Consider the following 21,940-nt stretch of genomic DNA (forward strand, 5'->3'; position numbering starts at 1 on the left):
ATCAGTCCGCCCAGCATTAAAAGTCTTACCCTTAATGGAGATGCTGATTAGGCCACTTCCCACAATTGGCCGTCGGTCGTGATGACTGCCGTCCTAAGCGTCTTGCCAACAAATATCTGGGCGGCAGCGGCGCGATAACCGATCAACTGCGCCTGATATCCCGCACGCTCACTATCCAGTAGCTGGCGTTTGTAATCGAGTATCCATACTTCATCCTCGAACATTACCACCCGATCAAAGCGCAATAAAACATCCGTCATCACTTCCATTTCATTACGCGCTGCGATATGCAAACCCGGATTGAAGAAATGCGTAAGTGACGGTTGCGCCAAAATCGTCCTGGCCTGTTGTTGCACGATCAAAGCCAAGGCTGGTGTACACGGCAACCAGCGCGCAATCGTCGCGACATCAGGTACATTAATCGGCCAGTGCCCATGCTGCGTCAATCGCTCCAATAATGCATGGAGCGCAATACCTTCGTCGATAGCGTCATTATTTGCAGCTATTTCATCTTCAACAAACGGCGATGTCAACGCTAATAGCAATGCGTCGTCATCCATCGGCAGGTTATTTTGAGTAGCAGTAAGTGCCCGCTTCAACGGCAACGCCGTTGGATCAAATATCGGAAGAACAAATTTAAGCTCGGCATCCCTATTCTGAGTTACATCATCCACCTGCATGCCCGACGATGCTAACGCATCCAATTCGGTTTCCGGCACCCATTCCAGACGCGCATACCAACTTCCTTCCGTGACACCGCCGGCTGTGCTATTTCTGGCGCCTGCAACGCCACTAATGATCAGCAGTTGCTTGGCGCGGGTGGTCGCCACGTAGAGCAAGTTCCAATCCTCTTGGGTCTTAAATCCGTCCTCGGCGGCAAATAATTTGTCGCGTGCCGCGCCCCTGTCAGCGGCGCGGCCAAATGCAGAAAAATGCACCGGTGCGTCTTCGTCCTGAGGCCAGTCACATAGAATGCCAATGTCATCACGGGCCGGATCGCTGTGGTTGGCGTCCAGTAACACGACAATCGGCGCCTCCAATCCCTTGGCGCTATGCACGGTCAATATCCGTACTGCGTCCATTGAGGCGTCAATACTGGCCTCATCCGGTGCGTCACTTTCAGCAGTATTTTGCAGCACACGCAAAGCGTCGATAAATTTTGGCAAACTGGGGTAACGTCCGGCATCCATATTCAGCGCCAGTGCCACAAAAGCCTCAATATTGCCAATCGACTGATTCCGCGTCAGTGCGGTCGCATCCTGCGCATAGCGTTCGATCAATTGCCCTTGATGCAAAATGACATCGAGCAAATCATGGACCGATAAACGTGGTGCAACGTCCAGCCAGTGCATCAGCAAACGGGCTGCGCGCTGCAACGCGTCAGAAGCTGGCACAGCCTGCCCGACGGTTAATGTTCCCTCCTCGACAGCTGCCAAAAGCCTTGGCCACCAATTCTTTTCCACACGTTGCGCCAATACGATTAAATCGTCATCGGTCGCAGCGAAAATCGGCGATTTCAGGACATGCGCCAGAGCGCGTCCATCATCGGGGGTAATTAAAAACGTGAGCAAAGCAATCAGATCAGAAATTTCTAACGATTCCAGCAAACCACCGCGCCGATCTGATACAAAAGGAATGCCAGCATGCCGGAGCGCGTTCTCATAAGCACCCAAATGTGTTCGCTTTTTTACCAATAACATGACATCCGACCAACGCACATTACGGCTTCCGCTCCCAGTTTTGATATGCACATGCTGACGCGCTGCGATTAAAGCCTGCGCCACGCTCGTCCCCTCGTCGCGACGCCGCGCATCCTCCGACTCTTCCCGCGGTGTGATTAACGGATTGCGTAAACCTGGTTCTGTCGGAGCTTGCTCAACTGATTCAGCGCTAACCTGTTGAATCAACGGCAAGCGCCACACCGCACCGCCCTCTTCTCCTAACGTCGTTTGGGCAGAAAATAGCGGATTTGCATAAAAACTGGTGTTTAACACTTTAATAATCGCCGTAGCATTGCGTCTGGTCTGATTCGCTTGCAACACCGTTGCGCCCTGCGCTTGCAACAGATCCCGTGCAGCGACAAACACTCTTGGTTCTGCGCGTCTGAAGCGATAAATCGATTGCTTGGGATCGCCAACGATGAACACGCTGGGTTGACCGGCGTCCTCGCCATAAGCATTCAACCAGGCGCGGACGATGCTCCATTGCAGTGGATTGGTATCCTGAAATTCATCCAGCAAGATATGCTTGTAACGGCTGTCGAGCCGACTTTGGATGTACGCGGCACTATCGGGATTGGTTAACAGGCGATAAGCTTGCCACTCCAGATCAGCAAAATCGAAGACCCGCTGTTCTGCCTTCATCGCCTGATAAATGTCGACCAGCGCATCACCGACCACGAACAATGCACGATTCAGCGCCAGCACGTCGCGTTCGCCGCTGCGGCGGCGCAATAATTTAAGGGCTTCGCCGACGTTAGAAAATTCTTCGTCGAAAGCGCTGATGCCGTCTACACCGAAGTTATTTTCCAGCGCTTTTTTGAGATTATTAGTTTTGGAATTGCCACGCGGATTTCCGTTGTCGTCAAAAAATTGATGACATAGCGCATCAAAGTTTACTAATCCTGCACCTTCGGATAGCGCTGTCTCAATTGCCGTTGCACGTTTTTGATTAGTGGCTGTGCCTTGCCCAAGCAACCACGCGATGCTCGTTATTTTGGCGGTCAGTTTGGCGTCATCCCACAACGATAAACGCGCATCGATTTTGGCGTCGTCGCCACACAATTCTTTAAGCCAATTTAGCGGCACGTCGAGATCGCGTGGGGCCATGCTGCTGGCCCACCATTCAGCGCGCTTGCTGACGAAGGCGTTCAATAATTTGCGAGCGTTGCCATCGCCGACGAGTTGATACAAATCTAGCAGCGCTTGTTTGGTATCCGCGTTGTCCTTGTTGTTTAACGACTGCATAAACCGCCTATAAGCATCGGCAAGAAGTTCGCCGGTCTTGTCGGTCAATGTATAGCCGTGTGGCACCCCAGAATTGAGCGGCGCGATTTGCAGCAAGCGCGCAAACCAGCTATGAAAAGTGTCGATGGACAGGCTTTGTGGACTCGACAAAACACGTTCATACAAACCGCGTGCGGCGTGCACAGTTTGCTTCAAGTCGGTTTGCAAGATGCCGCGCTCCACAAGCAACACGCGCACCTGCTCATCAGACGCCAAAGCCAGATCATGCAGCAGTTCAAGCAAACGGTCGCGCATTTCCTGTGCTGCCTTGCGAGTGAACGTAATCGCCAGCAGTTCGGAAGGTGCAGCGCCAGCCAATAACAAGCGCAGCATACGTGCTACCAACAACCAGGTTTTGCCGCTGCCAGCACAGGCTTCCACCACAACGGAATGCTGCGGATCGCAGGCGGCGTTGACGAAGCGCTGCGCTTCTACTGGCACGCCGTTCATTTGATAGGCATGCGGTATTACCATATCGACTTGGCCAGCTTGGCCATCATGGTGTATTGATGTTGGAGTGAGGTCATCCATTACCATGCCCCTTTGCGGCACAAACCACGTACATCGCAATACTGACATACCGACTCGGCACCATTGGCGACCATTGGTGCGCCATCGGAAATCGCCTGCATTGTGTCCTTAATATGCTCTTCCAACATTTTTTGCGCCTGTGCATAATCTTGTGCCACTACATCACCGATTTTGTCCTTGGTGATTTCAAGTGCCACGTAATGTGCGGCGTCCACCGACACGTCTGATAACAAACCATAGAATGCCAATTGATGATCTTCATGGTCTTTTAATTTCTTGTTTAATACGGCAATACTATTCGATTTATAATCCAGCACGGCGCGTTCGCCAGCATCGTTTTGATCAATCCGATCCACGCGTCCGTGTAACGTTATTTCGCCCGTTCGCAATGGCAATATTTTTTCATAAGCCTGTTCGCCAAAAACAAAATTCCACCCATTCGCTTCGCGCTCGTTAGCCCACATTACGTAGGCAGAAATCACTTTCTGCCAACGTGCATAATAGCCCAGCGCGGCAGCATTTTTGGCAATCACTTTGTCGAATAATTGCTGCGATATATCGACCAATACTGCAACCCGCTGATCATGGTTGTTGACAATCGCCTCATCGCGAATTGTTTCGTGATAGGTTTCCAAAATCTGATGTAACCAACCGCCGTAATCCCGCTTTTCCGGCATATCGGAAAGCTCATCAAGGGAAGTCAATCGCAACATCCGTTGCGCAAAAAATTGATACGGGCAAGATACGAAACTGTTGTAGCCACTAGAAGATAAACGCGTGGGACGCAACGCGCTAGCAACTGGTGCCGGCATCGCTGCCGGGATCTCGAGCAAACTGCGCTCGACAATCGGCGCCCGATGACGCGGTAACGACGCTGCACCCGACCGCGCCAGCGTCAGTTCCAGCCGCTCAATCCACGGGCTTACGGGATTTGGCTCGCCATCCTGATGCGCTTGCCAGGACAACACCACCAACGGATTCATCGCCAGCAACTCTGCTACATCGCGCATTTGCTGGCGCTGACGACTTTCACGTGTCGCCAGATTTAACTCGCGTCGGACAGTATTCGCAAAAAACAGCGTCTCCTGGGGTTGCGAAGGAAGATGACTGCTATCAGCACCAACCATCAACACCGCATCAAAGTGTCGCAAACGCGCACCGTTCAGTGGAAGCATCACCACGCGTCGATCGATGGCGGGACTGATGAAGCTGGTCTCATCCATTTGCAGGTTGACCAATGCCCGCCATTCTGAAAATGAGAATAAGGCATCACCTCCTTCATCATCCTCCATGCCAGCAATATTTTGCAGCATCTGCAAAACCTGTTGACCGGCAGGATCAGCGTTCAGTGCACTTGTCATGCCGAGCACCTCGAACACCGTTCCCGTATTGATCCACCCGCGCAGCGTTTTGCGGCCAGCATATAAGTTCGCTTGCTGCGCCAGCGTGGCAACCATTTTTTGCGCGTCAGGAAGATCAGTCAGCGCATAAATGACACTATTCCATTCACCCAGTACATTCGCCCTTCGCAGTGCGATTTCGACCGCCATTACCTGCGCCGATTTATCAGGCATATCAGCCAATGCAAATGGCGACTTCAAAAAATCCAGCAGCGCGGTTGTTTCACCGCGTTGGGTGACAACATCAAACCAGGCAGCGATAGCCGATGCCGCGCGCGTGGTCGACAACTTCCAGCCAGTCTCATCAGCAACGTGAACCTGTGCCCGTTCCAGCAAAGCACGTATCCGCCGTGCAACGACACGATCTTGCGCCACGATCGCCAGTTGCGTTTTACCTGCGTGCAACCAGTCAAGTACCGTCTGCGCACCCTGCACGGCCTCGTCTTCGATACTTTGCGCTGCGCATAGGGCGATACCCGGCGGCAATGCAACATTAAATTCTGCCGACGCAAATAAGTCGTCCGGAGGTGTCGGAAGCTGGCTCTCGGGCGTCGCCGCGACATCAATCAACTCCGGCCATGCAGTGGTATATGCCGAGGCGATAGTGTCAACGCGCCAGTCAAGTGAAATCTGCAAAACGGGCTGATATTGTGCGTAAGCCTGCAAAAATGCGCGTTCCATCGGCTCCGGCTCGACCGAACTAATCCATGCTAACGGTGAGTTGGCCTGCGCTGCAAATCGCAGCATTTGACCAAAACGCACTGCAAGCGCATCGTCGCCATCGAGCTGACTTTTCCAGATTGACCAGACCAGTTCGGTCTCGTCGGACAGTAGCTCGCGAGAACTTGGCGTCAATTCTTCAAGCGCAGTCTGCCAGCGCTGCGCAACGTCGCTCGCATCCTGCATCGACGGCAGCAAGGCCTGCGTCAACTCATCGGATAGGGATAACAGCGTTTGCGCCAACGGTAGCAAATCGGTATTTCGCCTCGCGGTAAATATTTTTTTCAGCCAGGCATGCTGTCGTAACTCCGAATACAACCGCATCAACCGTTCACTACTTGCGCTGGCGATAGGAGCATTCAACGCTGGCGGTAAGGTATCAAGCAGGGCTGATAAGGTATTAATCCGCGGCGGTACAAATGCACCCGGTAGTGCGCTCGCCAGTGCCGCTCTTAACAGATGCGCGTGCGCAAATGCCGGAACGACCACTCGCCAGGCAGACAGATCACGATTATTTTCGCCTCCGCTTTCAAGCGAGGCTGCCGATAAAGCACGCGCCACTTCCGACCAAAACGCGTTGGAAGGCGGAATAGAGTGCAACGTCAAGCGGGATTTTAATAAAGACGGTGGCAACATGGACTCACAAAAAATAAGGTGTGGATGAAGCCAGCCACGCAAGAAATCTGCGGTGCTGCTCGTTTTAGCAACAATTGTTTTGCATTTTATGCGAGCAATCGGTGAATATAAGTAAAAAATAAGCAAAAAAAGAAGATCGTAGTCTCCCCTTTTTATTAAAATCGGTTATGATTTAACGAACACCCCGCCGCAACACCATCTAATCACACCCGCAAAACTTGAAGTCCCGCACGGCGCCCCCACTTATTCATTAGAATAGGGACCCAACGCGGGATCCAACGCAGGTAAGCCGCCCAGGTGAACAGATAAGTTGACTTGGTACACAATCATTTTTTTTCCCTCTTCCAGAGGAACTCATGAGCGAAAACATTAAACATATTACCGATGCATCCTTTGAACTAGATGTGCTTAAATCAGACAAACCCGTATTGGTCGATTTTTGGGCCGAATGGTGTGGTCCATGCAAAATGATTGCACCCATTCTGGAAGAAGTCGCCAAAGAATACGACGGCAAAATCCTGATCGCCAAGATGGACGTTGATGCCAATCAGGCAGTACCTGCCAAATTTGGTATTCGCGGTATTCCAACGTTGATTCTGTTCAAAAATGGTGTTGCCGCTGCTCAAAAGGTAGGCGCTTTAGCAAAAGGGCAGTTAACATCTTTCATCGATAGCAATATTTGATGTAAACTAGTCGACATTGCGGTGGTGCGCCCGCGCCGCCGCTTATATTTTCAGAGATACAGTACAATTTAAGTACGAGTAATGTAGAGACACAGTACAAGCAAGATACTACTCACACCACGAAGTCCCCTCCCCCACCAGACAATTCCCACCCCGGGATACTCATATACTATGCATTTATCCGAATTAAAGGCGCTACACGTCTCAGCACTGCTAGAAATGGCAATTGGCCTAGACATTGATAACGCCGCGCGCTTGCGCAAACAAGAACTGATGTTCGCCATTTTGAAAAAACGCGCGAAATCAGGAGAACAAATTTTTGGCGATGGCGCGCTTGAAGTCCTGCCTGATGGCTTTGGCTTTCTGCGCTCGCCCGACGCCAGTTACATGGCGTCCACTGACGACATTTATATCTCGCCCTCACAAATCCGCCGTTTCAATTTACACACCGGCGATTCGATTGAAGGCGAGGTCCGCACACCGAAAGATGGCGAACGCTATTTCGCACTGGTCAAAGTTGACAAGGTCAACGGCGAATCACCAGAAGCGTCCAAACACCGCATTCTGTTTGAAAACCTGACGCCACTGCATCCGAACAAGCCACTTCCGCTAGAGCGCGATATGCGCGGTGAAGAAAACATTACGGGTCGCATCATCGATATGATCGCGCCTATCGGTAAAGGCCAACGCGGTTTGTTGGTGGCATCGCCAAAATCCGGTAAATCGGTCATGCTGCAACACATTGCGCATGCGATTACGACCAACCATCCCGACACTGTGATGATCGTCTTGCTGATCGACGAGCGTCCTGAAGAAGTGACCGAAATGCAGCGCTCAGTGCGCGGTGAAGTCGTCGCGTCGACTTTCGATGAACCCGCAACTCGCCACGTTCAGGTTGCTGAAATGGTGCTTGAAAAAGCCAAGCGCCTCGTTGAGATGAAAAAAGACGTTGTGATTCTGCTGGATTCGATCACCCGTCTGGCCCGTGCTTACAATACCGTGATCCCTGCTTCCGGCAAGGTATTGACCGGTGGTGTTGATGCAAATGCACTACAACGTCCAAAACGTTTCTTTGGCGCGGCCCGTAACATCGAAGAAGGCGGCTCGCTGACCATCATCGCAACGGCGCTTATCGAAACCGGTAGCCGCATGGATGACGTGATTTACGAAGAGTTCAAAGGTACCGGTAACATGGAGGTCCACCTTGAGCGTCGCCTTGCAGAAAAACGCGTTTATCCGTCGATTAATCTGAACAAATCCGGCACCCGCCGTGAAGAATTGCTAATCAAGCCAGATCAGCTGCAAAAAATCTGGGTATTGCGCAAGTTGCTGTATAGCATGGATGAAATCGAAGCGATGGAATTCATCCTCGACAAAATCAAATCAACGAAGACCAATCTGGAATTCTTCGACATGATGCGACGCGGTAACTAATCAATTGGATCAATTTGGGCCTTCGTCATAACTGATGACAATAAGCTCAAATCGAAACAATTGAAGCAAAATGTGTAAAGGGTCTGACATGCGAAAGCTTGCCGGACCCTTTTTTGTAACTGCAATCTGCTAACCAACATTTTACCAAATCGGCCTGAGGCCATGAAGAGCGGCTAAAAAACTCTTAAACCCAAGCAATTTTTTCTATTGCCTGTAGACATAATCGACCGATGAGAACAGAATTATGGAACGTGCAAACACGCAGTTTTAATTAACAAATAACCAACAGCAAGAGACCTTAAGAAGTTCAAGAATGCCATCCTCGCATTACTCGTTAAACAATATCCTCATTTGAAGATCGAAAACTCACCTCTTGGCCTCGGTATTCCCAACGGCTAAGTAAAACAACAATACTAATCTTCAACTTTAATTTTCTGGCGGAAAAAACATGACAATCACCAAGTCCAGCCCATCAAAAGTCGCTACCGTCCTGCGCGTTACCAGCGGTAACTTCATGGAAATGTTCGATTTTTTCCTCTTTGGGTTCTACGCAACGTACATCGCAAAGACCTTTTTTCCTGCGAGTGATGAATTTGCATCACTGATGCTGACTTTTATGACCTTTGGCGCAGGATTTTTGATGCGTCCTTTAGGAGCAATCATTCTGGGTGCATACGTTGACCGCATTGGCCGACGCAAAGGGTTGATCGTTACCCTCGCACTCATGGCAATCGGCACCATGCTGATCGCCTTTGTTCCTGGCTACGCCACCATCGGCTATCTGGCTCCATTTCTGGTGTTAGTCGGTCGCCTTCTCCAGGGCTTTTCTGCTGGTGTTGAACTTGGCGGCGTTTCTGTCTACCTGTCCGAAATGGCAACTCCCGGTCGCAAGGGATTTTATGTTAGTTGGCAATCGGCAAGCCAACAAGTCGCGATCATTTTCGCTGCAGCCCTCGGTTATGGCCTTCAGGTCTGGCTTCAGCCCGCTCAAATCGCTGACTGGGGCTGGCGCATCCCATTCTTTATCGGTTGCATGATCGTGCCTGTATTGTTTGTCATACGCCGCTCGCTGCAGGAAACAGAAGAATTTTTGGCCCGTAAGACGAAACCGAACATGCGCGAGATTTTGCGCTCGATGGTCGATAACTGGGGTCTTGTGGTGGCTGGCATGATGCTGGTATCGATGACAACCGTCTCGTTCTACCTCATCACCGTCTACACACCGACATTCGGTAAATCGGTGTTGAAACTCAGCACCACAGACGCGTTGGTTGTCACCTTTTGCGTCGGTATCTCCAACTTTATCTGGCTCCCGATAATGGGCGCATTATCTGATCGCATAGGTCGCCGTCCTTTACTGCTGGTATTTACGGTCCTTACCATCCTCACCGCCTATCCAACCTTATCCTGGCTTGTCGCAGCACCGAGTTTTGAGCGGATGCTGATTGTTGAGTTATGGTTGTCATTTTTATATGCAAGTTACAATGGTGCGATGGTCGTAGCACTGACCGAAGTCATGCCGGTGGATGTCCGTACTGTTGGTTTTTCTCTGGCGTATAGCCTTGCAACTGCCATTTTTGGTGGTTTTACACCAGCGATTGCGACTGGCTTGATTCAAATGACCGGTAACAAAGCTGCGCCGGGTCTGTGGATGAGCTTTGCCGCCATCTGTGGTCTGATCGCAACACTGGTACTGTATCGAAAAAGTGGCAACCAACGCACATCGGCAGTAAAAGCATCAGCCTGAGTCGACAGGCGCTAACAAGGCGCTTCGTTAATCTTGCAAGATAAAAAGAAGGTAGCACTCGGGGCTGACCGCAATTTGTTGCCGGTCAGCCTATGAATTCGCTCCTCATGACTGAATCCACAGAATACATGTCGTTTTACTGTATAATCGCGTGTTTTCCACCTTGGCAAGTGATCGACAATCGGGTCAAGAAGCATGGCGACCGACGAAGTGACGATTGGCTACCGAATTTTTAGAGGCAATTATGAAAGACGGCATTCACCCAAATTATCGTGAAGTTTTATTCCAAGACATGTCTTGCGATTTTAAATTCGTCACACGTTCGACTATTCAAACACGCGAAACAGCAAACTTCGAAGGTAAAGACTATCCTCTAGTGAAGATTGAAGTTTCTTCGGAATCGCACCCGTTCTACACTGGTCAACATAAAATCGTTGATACAGCTGGTCGTGTCGACAAATTCCGTAAGAAATTCGGTACTGTTGGTTCGAAAACATCCGTCGCTGCAGGTTAATTCCTATCAGCGTAGTCGATGTTTCAAAAAGGCAGCTATGGCTGCCTTTTTTAATTTCAGCAACGCATTCCTCATCCAATGCATTGCCACTTGCAAGTGATGTCTGGCAAGGCTAGTTGAAGTCAACTGATACTGGCAAAACGTAAGCGATAGTAAGTGATGTCTCACGCAACCAGCGAATCGCTATAATTGCCAAAGACTTTCTACCCGATACGCTGTGCCCTATGCCGTTTTTGCGGCACAATACTCCCCCAACTTACTATTCTCATAAAGCCATATCGTGATGAAGCCAGTCCGCCTTCCCGCTTCTGCCACCAGCGCATTGCCACGCTGGGGATTATGGGCGCTTGGTCTACTCTATATATTGCCCGGCTTGTTTGGTCGCGACCCGTGGAAAAATGAGGATGCATCGAGCTTTGGGATCATGTGGACCATGGCGCACGGCAGCTTCAATACGTGGCTGGCACCACAAATCGCGGGTTTACCTATGCCAGGAGAAAGCCCGTTAACCTTTTGGATTGGTGCCATCTGCATCAAATTATTCGGCTGGTTATTAGGCGATCCATTGGCAGCCCGGCTGTCCACGATTATTTTCTTTTTAATTGGCTCACTATCTGTTTGGCATGCCACGTACTTGCTAGGACGCCGCAGTGAAGCGCAGCCGCTTCGACTGGCATTTGGCGGCCAACCCGAGCCAAGGGACTTTGGTCGCACGCTCGCGGATGGCGCGTTCCTCATTTATCTGGGATGTTTGGGGCTGCTATTACACAGCCACGAAACGACCGCAAAAAGCCTGCAGATGTCGCTGGTTGCCTATGCCATCTATCTCGCTGTCCGTTTGTTCGATGCGCCTGCCACCGGATCAAGTACAAAACCATCCAACACCGAAAATCCGAATTCCTTAGCACTCCATAGCGCAGCATTACTCGGCATAGCACTTGGTCTACTGACGTTGACCCGTGGTTGGGGTGTCCCGGTTGCTATCCTTGCAGGCTTAATCGGCCTTGCTCTGTTACGTCAAAAATCTATCGCCATACACCTGCTATGCGTCACTTTACCGGTCGCTATCGCGATTAGTGGCGCATGGTTCGTCGCTGGATATTATTACCTCCCCGAAGGTAATAATTACGCCTTATGGCAAGAACAAAATCTGCAGCAATTCGGCTGGCCGTCGTTACACGCTTTCGCCTATTACTTCAAATATGGCATTTGGTTCGCATGGCCCGCGTGGCCGTTCGCTGGCTGGGCTGTCTACGCCTGGCGTCAACAACGCAAAGCGCTCCATATCGCGCTACCCCTCGCATTCTTTATCAGTCTGAGCGTCATGATGTTGCTGATGCCACGGCCTGATGAAGGCGTGTTGTTGCCACTGTTACCAGCGCTCGTAATTCTGGCAGCGTTTGGCTTGCCGACCATGAAGCGTGGTGCCATTAATGCGGTTGACTGGTTCTCCGTGATGACACTCAGCACCTGCGCCGCGTTCATCTGGATCGGATGGATTGCTAAAGAAACCGGTTGGCCCGCACAAATTGCCAAAAATGCTTACAAGCTGGCTCCAGGATTCAAACCCGGCTTTAATCTGACCGCCGTCGTCATTGCCGCTCTCGGCTCAATCTGTTGGATTCTGTTGGTTAACTGGCGTCTTTCAAGACGACCGGCGGTACTCTGGCGCGCCGTAGTATTGTCATCCGGCGGCGTCGTATTATGCTGGTTATTACTGATGACACTATGGCTACCGTGGATCAACTACGGCAAAAGTTATGCCGGTGTCGCTGAGCAAATCAACACGCATTTACCAACGGTCAAACAATGTGTCGATACCAATGTGGGTCCGGCGCAACGCGCCTCGTTTGCCTATTTTGGTAGCGTCCCTTTTTCCGCTTTAAGCCAGGAGCGCTGCGACTATTTGCTTTATCAAGATAACAACAGAACCAAATCCGACGATGCCGCCATTAAACGCGCCTTTGGCGGTCGCTGGAAATTACTTTGGACCGGACGACGCCCATCGGATCGTGATGAACGTTTCCGCTTATATCAACGCGTTGGTAACTAAGCAGCCGCCCCCTACCATTAGCCGAACATACTATTAACCAACGAGCAGAACATTACACTTTCATTCCTTCATCAAGCTAAAACGCGTCTCGGCCGCTCTAACACAGTCCGCATCGCCAAGCTGGCGTGGCCCATCCTCATCGGGCAATTGGCGATTGTATTGAACGGCGTCATCGACACCGCCATGACATCACGATATTCCGCGACTGATCTCGCCGCCCTGGCGTTGGGTGGCGCGATCTATGTCAGTGTATTCGTCGGTCTAAGCGGCGTTCTGCAAGCACTTTCACCCATTATCGGTCAGTTATATGGTGGACAACGGATGGCGGAAATCGGCTATCAAGTCAAACAAGGTACATGGCTCGCCCTCTTCTTGTCGTTGCTCGGCTGCGTCGTACTACTATTTCCACAGCCTTTTTTATCAATCGCCCATGCGTCACCTTTGCTCAGTGAAAAAGCCACGCTATATCTACAAATTCTTGCGTTAGCGCTACCTGCAACACTCGGCTTTAATGTCTATTCAGCGCTCAACACTGCCGTTGCCAGACCCAAGATGGTGATGGCAATCAAACTCATCGGGGTCCTACTAAAATTTCCTCTGAACGCGTTGTTCATATTCGGTGGTTTTGGCATTCCTGCACTCGGCGGCCCGGGCTGCGCCATTGCTACGACTCTCATTGCATGGCTGATGCTATTGATTGGCTGGATGATCCTGCGCCACAATAGTTTTTACACACCATTTGCTCTGTTCCACAGCGGTTTTGTCAAACCACACTGGCGTGCACAACGTGCCTTATTAAAACTAGGCATCCCGACCGGCTTGAGCTATTTCATTGAAGTGACAGCGTTTACCTTCATGGCGATTTTTATCGCAAGACTGGGAGAGACCGCGATCGCAGGACATCAAATCACTGCCAACTTCGCCACGGTGCTTTACATGCTGCCGTTATCCATTGCAATTGCTACAGGAATCCTGGTAGCACAAGCGATCGGCGCAAAGGAGCTCGATCACGCGCAACGGATAGGCTATTCCGGGATTCGTCTGGCAGCGCTCTGTTCGGCAAGTCTGGGCCTCATCATCTGGTTGCTACGCGAGACAATTATTCGCGCCTACACACCCAACGAAACCATCATCGCAGCCGCCATGCCGCTATTTATATTCATTGGCTTCTATCAATTATTCGATGCGATACAGTGCAGTACCGCTTTTGTTTTACGCGCCTATAAAGTCGCCATTATTCCGACGATTATTTACGCGTTTTCGCTGTGGGGAGTTGGCTTGGTATCCGGCTACATTTTGGGCCTGAATCCGTTCGGCATAAGTCCTCCCGCCTTGCATGGCGCATCGGGATTCTGGATGGGAAACAGCGCAAGCATTGCCTTGGTCGCCGTAAGCCTGCTGTTTTATTTACACACAGTGCAGCGCCGTGCCAAACAGCAACGGCTTTAATTTCACGCAGCAAAATGGCGAAAAATATCGCGTTAATCATTTATCCGATAAAAAACCTATTTGATTGCTCAAAGCTATTGATCTGACGCACCAAATAAGTCATAATACTGCACGCGTTGCCGAGATGGCGGAATAGGTAGACGCACGGGACTCAAAATCCCGCGCTGTAAGGCGTGCCGGTTCGATTCCGGCTCTCGGCACCAGAAGTATTACAAACGTTGGCTAAGTTTGACAATAAGCCCCTAAGAAATCAAACACTTAGGGGTTTTTTGTTGCCTATTGCGCCCATCGTTGCCCATTGACACCCACGTTTTTTACATCCATCCTTATATCCATGGATTACGCAAAAAACCTATGGATACAAAATGCCTAAACTTTCCGTGCCGCTTACCGACATACAGGTAAGAAATGCCAAAGCCAGAGACAAGACCTATACGCTTGCTGATGGCAGCAGCATGTATTTGGAAATTGCACCAACCGGATCGAAGACATGGCGCATGGCATATCGTCAGCCTAATGGGAAAAATACCCGGCTGACCTTTGGTACATATCCAGCCGTATCACTGACGAACGCCCGCAAGAAACGCGATCTTGCAAGAGAGCAGCGAGCCGCTGGTACAGACCCGGCACAACTCAAACGTGACGATAAACAGGCCATAGCAGCGGCGACGATCAATACTTTTGAGCGCGTGGCATGGGCATGGCTGGGAAAAACTGCTGCCACCCGAGCTGAAACAACGCAAGACAAGGTAACGAACTGGCTGAAAAAGGACGTATTTCCTTTCATTGGCGATATGCCGGTATCGGCAATCAAACCGATCGATGTATTGAGCACCATCCAAAAGATGGAAGCGCGAGGTGCGATAGATTCCGCACACAGCGTCAGGCGACTATGCGGTCAAATATTGCGCCATGCCGTGGCAAGTGGTCTGACAGATCGTGACGTAACCATAGACTTGAAAGGTGCATTGTCGGTTGCGCCCCAGATTCACTATGCGGCGATCACTGAACCGCAGCAAGCGGGTGAACTGATGCGTTCGATTCACACTTACACCGGCCACCCTTATGCCGTTGCTGCCCTGAAACTTTCCCCGCTTTTGTTCGTGCGCCCTGGTGAACTGAGATCAGCCGAATGGGTCGAGATCGACCTGGACGCAGCAGAATGGCGTATCCCTGCCAGCAAAATGAAAATGAAAGTAGATCACCTGGTGCCGTTATCCGTGCAGGCCGTGGAGATATTGCGCGGCGTTCATTTAATGACAGGCGGGAGTAAATTCGTTTTTCCAAGTATCCGCACCGGTGCCAGGTGCATGAGTGAAAACACCATCACCGCAGCACTGCGCAGCATGGGGTACAGCAAAGAAGTGATGACCGCCCACGGCTTCCGGGCAATGGCACGCACCATCATGGATGAAGTCATGGGCGAACGCGTTGACCTGATCGAACACCAGCTTGCGCACGCCGTGAAAGACCCGAATGGCCGCGCCTACAATCGTACCGCCCACCTGCCGGCGCGTAGAAAAATGATGCAGCGATGGTCTGACTATCTGGGCGGCCTGAGAGACAGCGATAACGTAATCCCATTCAAGGCCGCATAGCGTCACCAGTTTCGCCATGCCTACCGCGACGGCGGGAAAACAGATAGTTACCCCTTATATCTGCTGGCATGGCTTCCGAGTTTGGAAAAGGGGAAAGGGGGGAAATTGAAATATTCATTCACTTCACTGTGCCTAGCAGTGGCAATAATTGGTATAGGCTCTATATTTTTACCCCACATACGCGAAGCGATGAATCATGGCAACCCAAGGCAAGCTGTTTTTTATTTGTCTGCAGGAGTAATGTATCTTGCTGGCCTGATTGGCGGAGCCTGCTGGAAGACGTCTCTTTATAAGAGCGCCCGAGAAGATGAAATTGCTTCCGCAAAAAATATTGATAAACCTAAAATAATTGACGATATGCAAGACGACGCATTTAAGAAGAATGATCGCCAATACCCTGAAGAATTAGATATAGCGACACAAGCTTGGCGCGCAGTTCGCCACCAAGAAAGCAGTAAACAACCGAAGGAACAGATAACGGATTGGTTAAACGCAACCTATCCACACCTAACAACATCAGCAAAAGATCGCATTGCACTTGTTTGCAACTGGAATAAAAAAGGCGGTGCACCAAAGACCCCGGGGTAACCTACCCACCCATTAGAGCCGCTCTGGCATTGGGTGAGAGCTAACCTACCCACCCATTAGGCCAGTAACCTACCCACCTGTTATCGGCAATAGGTGGGTAAGTTTTCTTAACCTACCTAGCTATTCAGGCACCCATCCCGCCCCCTAAGCTTTGTTCTATTCGCTACTTGGCGATAACGAGCAAAGGTTAGGCAAACAATGGCAACTCGCACAGTTCCACCCGTACCACCGGCAGATACCCTGCCCCCATCTCTCCCGCTCGATGGCATGAGCCGCTGGAACCAGATAGCCCAGTTCTCCCCGGTGTGCAGGGAAAAGTACCGGCAACTGATGAAAGCTGGCAAGGCACCGCAAGCAGTCAAACTGTCTCTCAGATGTACGGTTTACAGTAACCGGGAGCTTCATCGGTGGTTTGCTGACGTTCTCAACTATCGTGCGGAGGTTAAATAATGGCCGCCCGTATCGCCAGGGTTCCGGCAATGGTGAGTGCGTCAGCTCAGGCCACAATCGTGCATCTGTATCAAGGAAAGCCAGTTACTGACTCGCTGGTAATCGCCCGAGAGTTCGGACGTCGGCACGATAATGTCTTGCAACATCTGGATGACTTGAAAGGAGACGGCACGGTTAGCCACCTTGAATCTAAGGAGGCCTTTTACTCTGATGCGCAGGGAAAGAAGCGCCGAATGATCGAATTGACCGAACGCGGTGCACTGATCGCCATGCCGTTTATCGGAGGCAGAAACTCCCGCATCGGCCAGGTTCGACTTGTTGATGCATTCCTAGCGATGCGTGACGAGATGTCCAATCAGACCGGCGACTGGTCACAGTCACGGAAAAAGGTATCGACCGGTTACCAGATGATGAGTATGGCTTTACAGGAAACTAGAGAAGACGACGGAAAGCATACAAGTGCCTTCCATTATGCCAACGAGGCCAAGCTGGTGAACTGGGTAATGTTCGGGCGCTTTGAATCTGTTGACCGTGACCAGATGGAAAAAGTGGATCTCGATTGCATGGAAAAGATCGAGGCAGTTAACGCCATATGGATAGCCCGAGGACGCACATATAACGAGCGAAAAGCCACGTTACCGGCTTACCTAGATTCATTACGCGCTAAACAATCGAGGATTACCCAATGACCGCCCGCATCAAGACGCTGGCCGCAATCTTGCGCCTGCACCCTGGCACATCGTCCGAATCGCAACGCATCCGCTTACTGACCGCGTTGCAGCAGCTTGGTAGTGTGACGACCGATGAGGCACGGCGTTATCTGGATAGCTATTGTCCACCGGCCCGCGTCATGGAATTGCGAGCCGCTGGGCATCGCATCACCACAGTGATGGAGTCATTGGAAACCGAGTGTGGAGCGTTACACACGGCTGGCCGATATGTTTTACACAGTAAATCTTTGCAGGTGCCGACATGATCAGGTACACTAATTATGTTCCTGAGAAAAAGGGAACCGGGTTTGATCGCCTGACAACACAAAAGCGCACAAACGGCGCAATGCCGTTTTTTTACGTGCGTATGTCTTCGTGTGTCCTCAATGGGCGGCGGTGGCGAGGAAGCCTTAGGGCTTGCTGGTTTCTTTTGTGTCCAGTCGATCAACCTCATCATTTGCTGCCCACCTCGTTTGATCGCGAGAAGCAGTTTCACTGCACACAGAGGAAGCACAATGCTTAATATCGTCACGTCTACCCAATCCCGTTTACAAATAATCCAACGTCTTACGAGTCAGTCCAACGCCTTGACAGCCTTGCTGTCTGTGTTCGATGCGCTTACTTCCGATGGTCAGAAGAATGCCTTGGTTGATTGCCATGAGCTTGCCACGGATGTTTCCATCGACCTATCGGCGCTTATTGGCGGTGCAGCATGAAAACCATCACCACACCAACCACGGCAATTCTGAAAGAGCATTTTGAAGTTGGCTCGAATTTGCTGATTTTGTTATCCGGTATGGAGGCCATCACTCGGATGATTGCGGCGTCAGTCATAGACGGCAATTTAACTTATGAGGGCGTCAGTGATGCGGCTTATCTGCTGGCTGACCTGACCGGTGTGGCGCGTAGCATAGTGGAGGACGCACAATAATGACTAAGACCACCACCATAGCCGTACCAGTCGAAGCCATTGCTGAAACGTTTAAGGCTTTCTCCTGGCATCACGGCAAGCCCGAACATTATCATCCGTTACAGACCGCAGCACTGGATATCGGAAAAGGTATCGTAACTATTCTCGAAATAATCGAACTGGGCTTGCTCGATGACGAATCAGAGCGTCCCCCGATGTTCGACTGCAATTACCGTGCGAACTTGATGCGGATGGCGATCACCTCTGCATCACTACTCGCTGAAATGGCATCGATGGAAATCCAGTCTGAAAATAATCGCGTGCGTAAGGAGGGCAAATAATGCGCTCTATCAAAGTCGTGAAAATGGAGGCCGATCTCATACACCAATTTAGAAGAATGGATCACGTCCAAAAGGAGCCTATTGTCAGGCTATGTACGCGCATCGCCGCTAGAAATAAGAGCGAGATGGAAGCTTGTTTGGCCTCGATTGCTAGCCACAACAAAGGAGTTAAATAATGTCCACTCTTTCACCCGCAAGTTGGGCAGTTTCCTTTGGCGGTGCATCGATTCCCTTTGCCACACGTGCCGAAGCCAAGCGCTTTATCAAGATCAATCAGAAGGACGTTGCAGATCAGCGCGGCGGCACGTTCAAGGCCGTCATCGTTCGTATTCCAACGCCTGAAAATGGAACGGAGGCCGTCCATTGAACGCCACCATTGATACTGCAATAGACCAGTTCCGTAATGCGATTGAATCAGATGGCTTGCAACCCGATGAAGTCATTGCAGACGGTTTGATGCATCGTTGCCCCGGTAGGGACGAAAAGCCAAGCGGTACCAGCGGCTGGTATGTGTTCAAAGGTGGCGATGCGCTGACCGGTTTTTTCGGTGGTGCGTATGGGGATTGGAGAACTGGCGAGACGCAAACGTGGTGCAGTAAATCGCGTGACTCGCTGACACCCATTGAACGCACTGAACTATCCAATCAACTATCCGAAGCTAAGGCAGCGGCAGAGATAGAGCGCATCAAACGGGCAGCAGATGCGGCAGTAAAATCACAGGCCATCTGGGATAGCGCACGACCGGCCACGGACGATAACCCTTACTGCCAGCGCAAGGGCATCAAGCCTTACGGTCTGAAAGAGTTCAAGGATAAACGGACCTTGATTATTCCTGCCCGCGATGGCAACGGTGTTATCAGCACGTTGCAATTCGTTGATGCGGACGGCGGCAAGAAGTTTAAAAGCGGTGGCACGAAAGCCGGTCGTTATTACAGCTTTGGCGGCACCCCTGTTGATACGCTTCTTGTCTGTGAAGGATTCGCTACTGGTGCGAGCCTTCACGCCGTTACGGGCCATCCGGTAGCGGTAGCGTTCGATGCTGGCAATCTGGAAGCGGTAGCGAAAACGTTGCACGCCAAACTACCAACCATCCAGATCATCGTGTGTGCCGATAACGACCGTTTCAAGGATACGGAAAATGTCGGTCTCACCAAGGCAACCAAAGCAGCGCAAGCCGTATCGGGCGCGCTGGCGGTACCGGTGTTTCAAGGCGACGACGTAACGCACACGGATTTTAACGACCTACACCAGGCAGAGGGCAACGCAGCGGTGCAAGCGATCATTGACCACGCCGTTGCAGTGGACGCCCCGGCTGATGCACCCAAGGCAGACGCAAGAAAGGAGATGAAAAGAAAAACCGGTTTACCGTATGGATTCACCATTTCTAATACCGGCGTTTATCACGCGAACGAGGACACAGGAAAATCGATCCGCGTATGTGCCCAAATGCACGTCAAGGCCATGATTCGGGACAGGTCGTCCGAGAACTGGGGCCGCGTCATTGAGTTCAAAGACGCAGACGGCGTGCAACATCAATGGGCCATTCCGATGGAAATGCTATCGGGTGATGGTGCAGACGTGCGGCGCGAGTTATCCCGTTTGGGGCTGGAAATCGGATCGGGCTTCGGTGCCAGAAACAAGTTGCTCGAATATCTGACCGAGAGCAATCCGAAGGACCGGGCGCGGTGCGTGCAGCAAACTGGGTGGTTCAACAATGTGTTTGTCATGCCTGACCGGACGATAGGCGACAGTAACGAGATCGTTCTGTATCAGTCGGACAATAAAACGCCTTGCCAGTACGTCCAAAGTGGCACGCTCGATGAGTGGCGCGATAATGTGGCGCGCTTGTGCATTGGTAATAGTCGTTTGATCTTTGCGGTTTCCGCTGCGTTTGCCGGAATGATTTTGCGCCTTGCAGAACAAGATTCCGGTGGCGTTCACTTTGTCGGCAGTAGTTCAACCGGTAAAAGTACAGCGCAACTGGTTGCCGCTTCGGTGTATGGAAGTCCCTCATTTAAACAAAGCTGGCGCGCAACTGGTAACGCCTTGGAGGGTACCTGCGCCCTACATAACGATGCGGCGCTAATCTTGGACGAGATGGCCGAGGTTGAGCCTAAGGAAGTTGGGAGCATTGTTTATATGATCGGCAACGGTACCGGCAAGGGCCGCGCCGGTCGCACAGGGGAAGCCAGGCAGCGTAAAACGTGGCGCTTGATGATCCTTAGTTCTGGCGAGATTGGCCTGTCACAGCACATGCTGGATGGCGGCAAAGTCACGAAGGCGGGCCAAGAAGTCCGCATGATCGACATTGCCGCGGACGCTGGTATCGGGCATGGCCTATTTGAAGAGTTGCACGGCTATGAGGGCGGGGCCAAATTGTCCGATGCCATCAAGGGGATGACAAACGCTTATTACGGGACCCCTGCCATTGCTTTCTTGGAGCATCTGTCCGGCGACTTGGAGAGTTTCCCAGTGGAGCTAAAAAAAGCGATGAGCAGCTTTGTTGGTGCCCATCTTCCCGCTGATGCGGGCGGCCAAGCGGAACGCGTCTGTAGCCGATTTGCCATTATTGCCATTGCGGGGGAATACGCGACCGGTGCAGGCATTACCGGCTGGCAGCAAGGCGATGCCGTCGCAGCGGCGGGACTATTGTTTAAGTCGTGGCTCGATGGACGCGGCGGTGGTGGCAATCTGGAAAAGAACACCATCCTATCCAGTGTGAAGGCTTTCTTTGAGTCCCACGGTGAATCACGTTTCTCCGATACCAGGGATACATCCGGGCGCGTCACGATCAACCGGGCCGGGTTCCGCACTACTACCGATGGGCATCTGGAATACTTTGTTCTGACCGAAGCCTACAAGCGGGATGTGTGTTCCGGCTTTGATATGAAAACGGTAACTAAGACCTTAGTTGAAGCCGGGTGGCTTAAACAAGACGGCTCGGGTAAATCGACACAAAGTAAGAGCTTGCCTGACATGGCTAAAACTCGTTGCTATGTTTTCAGCTCAAAAATGTGGGAGTCCTGATCATGTGGAACGACGCTTTCCAGACCAATTGTTGGAACATGCAAAAAAACGGTGTTCCCGGTGTTCCAGGTGTTCCACCCTTCGGAGAGCCAATACCAGAGCCACTCGGCGCGGAACACCGGAGCGGAACACCCGAAAATTGCC

General features: G+C 51.3%; 17 protein-coding genes and 1 tRNA gene. 16 read left to right on the forward strand and 2 right to left on the reverse strand.

Annotated features, from left to right (window positions below; all coding sequences use genetic code 11):
* Window positions 1-47: 47 nt before the first annotated feature.
* Together ACXX82_RS06390 and ACXX82_RS06395 are read right to left on the reverse strand one after the other, a co-directional pair.
* A complete protein-coding gene (locus tag ACXX82_RS06390) occupies window positions 48-3,479 on the reverse strand; it encodes a UvrD-helicase domain-containing protein (protein WP_458563964.1) in 3,432 nt (1,143 codons plus the stop codon).
* A 56-nt stretch (window positions 3,480-3,535) separates the two neighbouring features.
* A complete protein-coding gene (locus tag ACXX82_RS06395) occupies window positions 3,536-6,292 on the reverse strand; it encodes a PD-(D/E)XK nuclease family protein (RefSeq protein ID WP_458562623.1) in 2,757 nt (918 codons plus the stop codon).
* Between the two features lie 356 nt (window positions 6,293-6,648).
* Between ACXX82_RS06395 and trxA the strand changes: the two genes are divergently transcribed.
* The 16 genes from trxA to ACXX82_RS06475 all read left to right on the forward strand — a co-directional run bounded on the left by trxA (window position 6,649) and on the right by ACXX82_RS06475 (window position 21,796).
* Entirely contained in the window at window positions 6,649-6,975 is a 327-nt protein-coding gene (gene trxA / locus ACXX82_RS06400; RefSeq protein ID WP_322232888.1) for a thioredoxin TrxA, read from the forward strand.
* 171 nt (window positions 6,976-7,146) lie between these two features.
* On the forward strand, window positions 7,147-8,409 hold the full coding sequence (gene rho, locus ACXX82_RS06405) for a transcription termination factor Rho (RefSeq protein WP_205319314.1): 1,263 nt from the start codon (window positions 7,147-7,149) through the stop codon (window positions 8,407-8,409).
* 448 nt (window positions 8,410-8,857) lie between these two features.
* On the forward strand, window positions 8,858-10,156 hold the full coding sequence (locus tag ACXX82_RS06410; RefSeq protein ID WP_458562624.1) for an MFS transporter: 1,299 nt from the start codon (window positions 8,858-8,860) through the stop codon (window positions 10,154-10,156).
* A 244-nt stretch (window positions 10,157-10,400) separates the two neighbouring features.
* Entirely contained in the window at window positions 10,401-10,670 is a 270-nt protein-coding gene (locus ACXX82_RS06415) for a type B 50S ribosomal protein L31 (protein ID WP_205319311.1), read from the forward strand.
* Window positions 10,671-10,953: 283 nt separating this feature from the next.
* The gene (locus ACXX82_RS06420; RefSeq protein WP_322240191.1) at window positions 10,954-12,723 is read left to right on the forward strand and encodes an ArnT family glycosyltransferase; all 1,770 of its coding nucleotides are present in this window, start codon (window positions 10,954-10,956) and stop codon (window positions 12,721-12,723) included.
* A 51-nt stretch (window positions 12,724-12,774) separates the two neighbouring features.
* On the forward strand, window positions 12,775-14,172 hold the full coding sequence (locus ACXX82_RS06425) for an MATE family efflux transporter (protein ID WP_416348518.1): 1,398 nt from the start codon (window positions 12,775-12,777) through the stop codon (window positions 14,170-14,172).
* A gap of 118 nt (window positions 14,173-14,290) precedes the next feature.
* Window positions 14,291-14,375: transfer RNA gene (locus ACXX82_RS06430), tRNA-Leu, on the forward strand.
* A gap of 162 nt (window positions 14,376-14,537) precedes the next feature.
* Window positions 14,538-15,770, forward strand: coding sequence for a tyrosine-type recombinase/integrase (locus ACXX82_RS06435; protein ID WP_458562625.1), 1,233 nt, complete (start codon window positions 14,538-14,540; stop codon window positions 15,768-15,770).
* 105 nt (window positions 15,771-15,875) lie between these two features.
* On the forward strand, window positions 15,876-16,358 hold the full coding sequence (locus ACXX82_RS06440) for a hypothetical protein (RefSeq protein ID WP_458562626.1): 483 nt from the start codon (window positions 15,876-15,878) through the stop codon (window positions 16,356-16,358).
* A 449-nt stretch (window positions 16,359-16,807) separates the two neighbouring features.
* The gene (locus ACXX82_RS06445; RefSeq protein ID WP_458562627.1) at window positions 16,808-17,497 is read left to right on the forward strand and encodes a Rha family transcriptional regulator; all 690 of its coding nucleotides are present in this window, start codon (window positions 16,808-16,810) and stop codon (window positions 17,495-17,497) included.
* Window positions 17,494-17,784, forward strand: a complete 291-nt coding sequence (locus ACXX82_RS06450) for a helix-turn-helix domain-containing protein (RefSeq protein ID WP_458562628.1) — start codon at window positions 17,494-17,496, stop codon at window positions 17,782-17,784. Before ACXX82_RS06445 ends, ACXX82_RS06450 begins: the two co-directional genes overlap by 4 nt.
* A 249-nt stretch (window positions 17,785-18,033) precedes the next feature.
* Window positions 18,034-18,234, forward strand: a complete 201-nt coding sequence (locus tag ACXX82_RS06455; protein WP_458562629.1) for a hypothetical protein — start codon at window positions 18,034-18,036, stop codon at window positions 18,232-18,234.
* Complete coding sequence (locus tag ACXX82_RS06460; RefSeq protein WP_458562630.1) at window positions 18,231-18,449, forward strand: hypothetical protein; 219 nt, start codon at window positions 18,231-18,233, stop codon at window positions 18,447-18,449. Before ACXX82_RS06455 ends, ACXX82_RS06460 begins: the two co-directional genes overlap by 4 nt.
* A complete protein-coding gene (locus tag ACXX82_RS06465) occupies window positions 18,449-18,769 on the forward strand; it encodes a hypothetical protein (RefSeq protein ID WP_458562631.1) in 321 nt (106 codons plus the stop codon). Before ACXX82_RS06460 ends, ACXX82_RS06465 begins: the two co-directional genes overlap by 1 nt.
* Window positions 18,770-18,944: 175 nt before the next feature.
* Complete coding sequence (locus ACXX82_RS06470; RefSeq protein WP_458562632.1) at window positions 18,945-19,136, forward strand: hypothetical protein; 192 nt, start codon at window positions 18,945-18,947, stop codon at window positions 19,134-19,136.
* Window positions 19,133-21,796 carry a DUF927 domain-containing protein gene (locus ACXX82_RS06475; RefSeq protein WP_458562633.1) on the forward strand — a complete coding sequence of 888 codons (2,664 nt, stop codon included), beginning with the start codon at window positions 19,133-19,135 and terminating at the stop codon, window positions 21,794-21,796. Before ACXX82_RS06470 ends, ACXX82_RS06475 begins: the two co-directional genes overlap by 4 nt.
* Window positions 21,797-21,940: the final 144 nt, after the last annotated feature.

The organism is Glaciimonas sp. GNP009 (assembly GCF_054343755.1).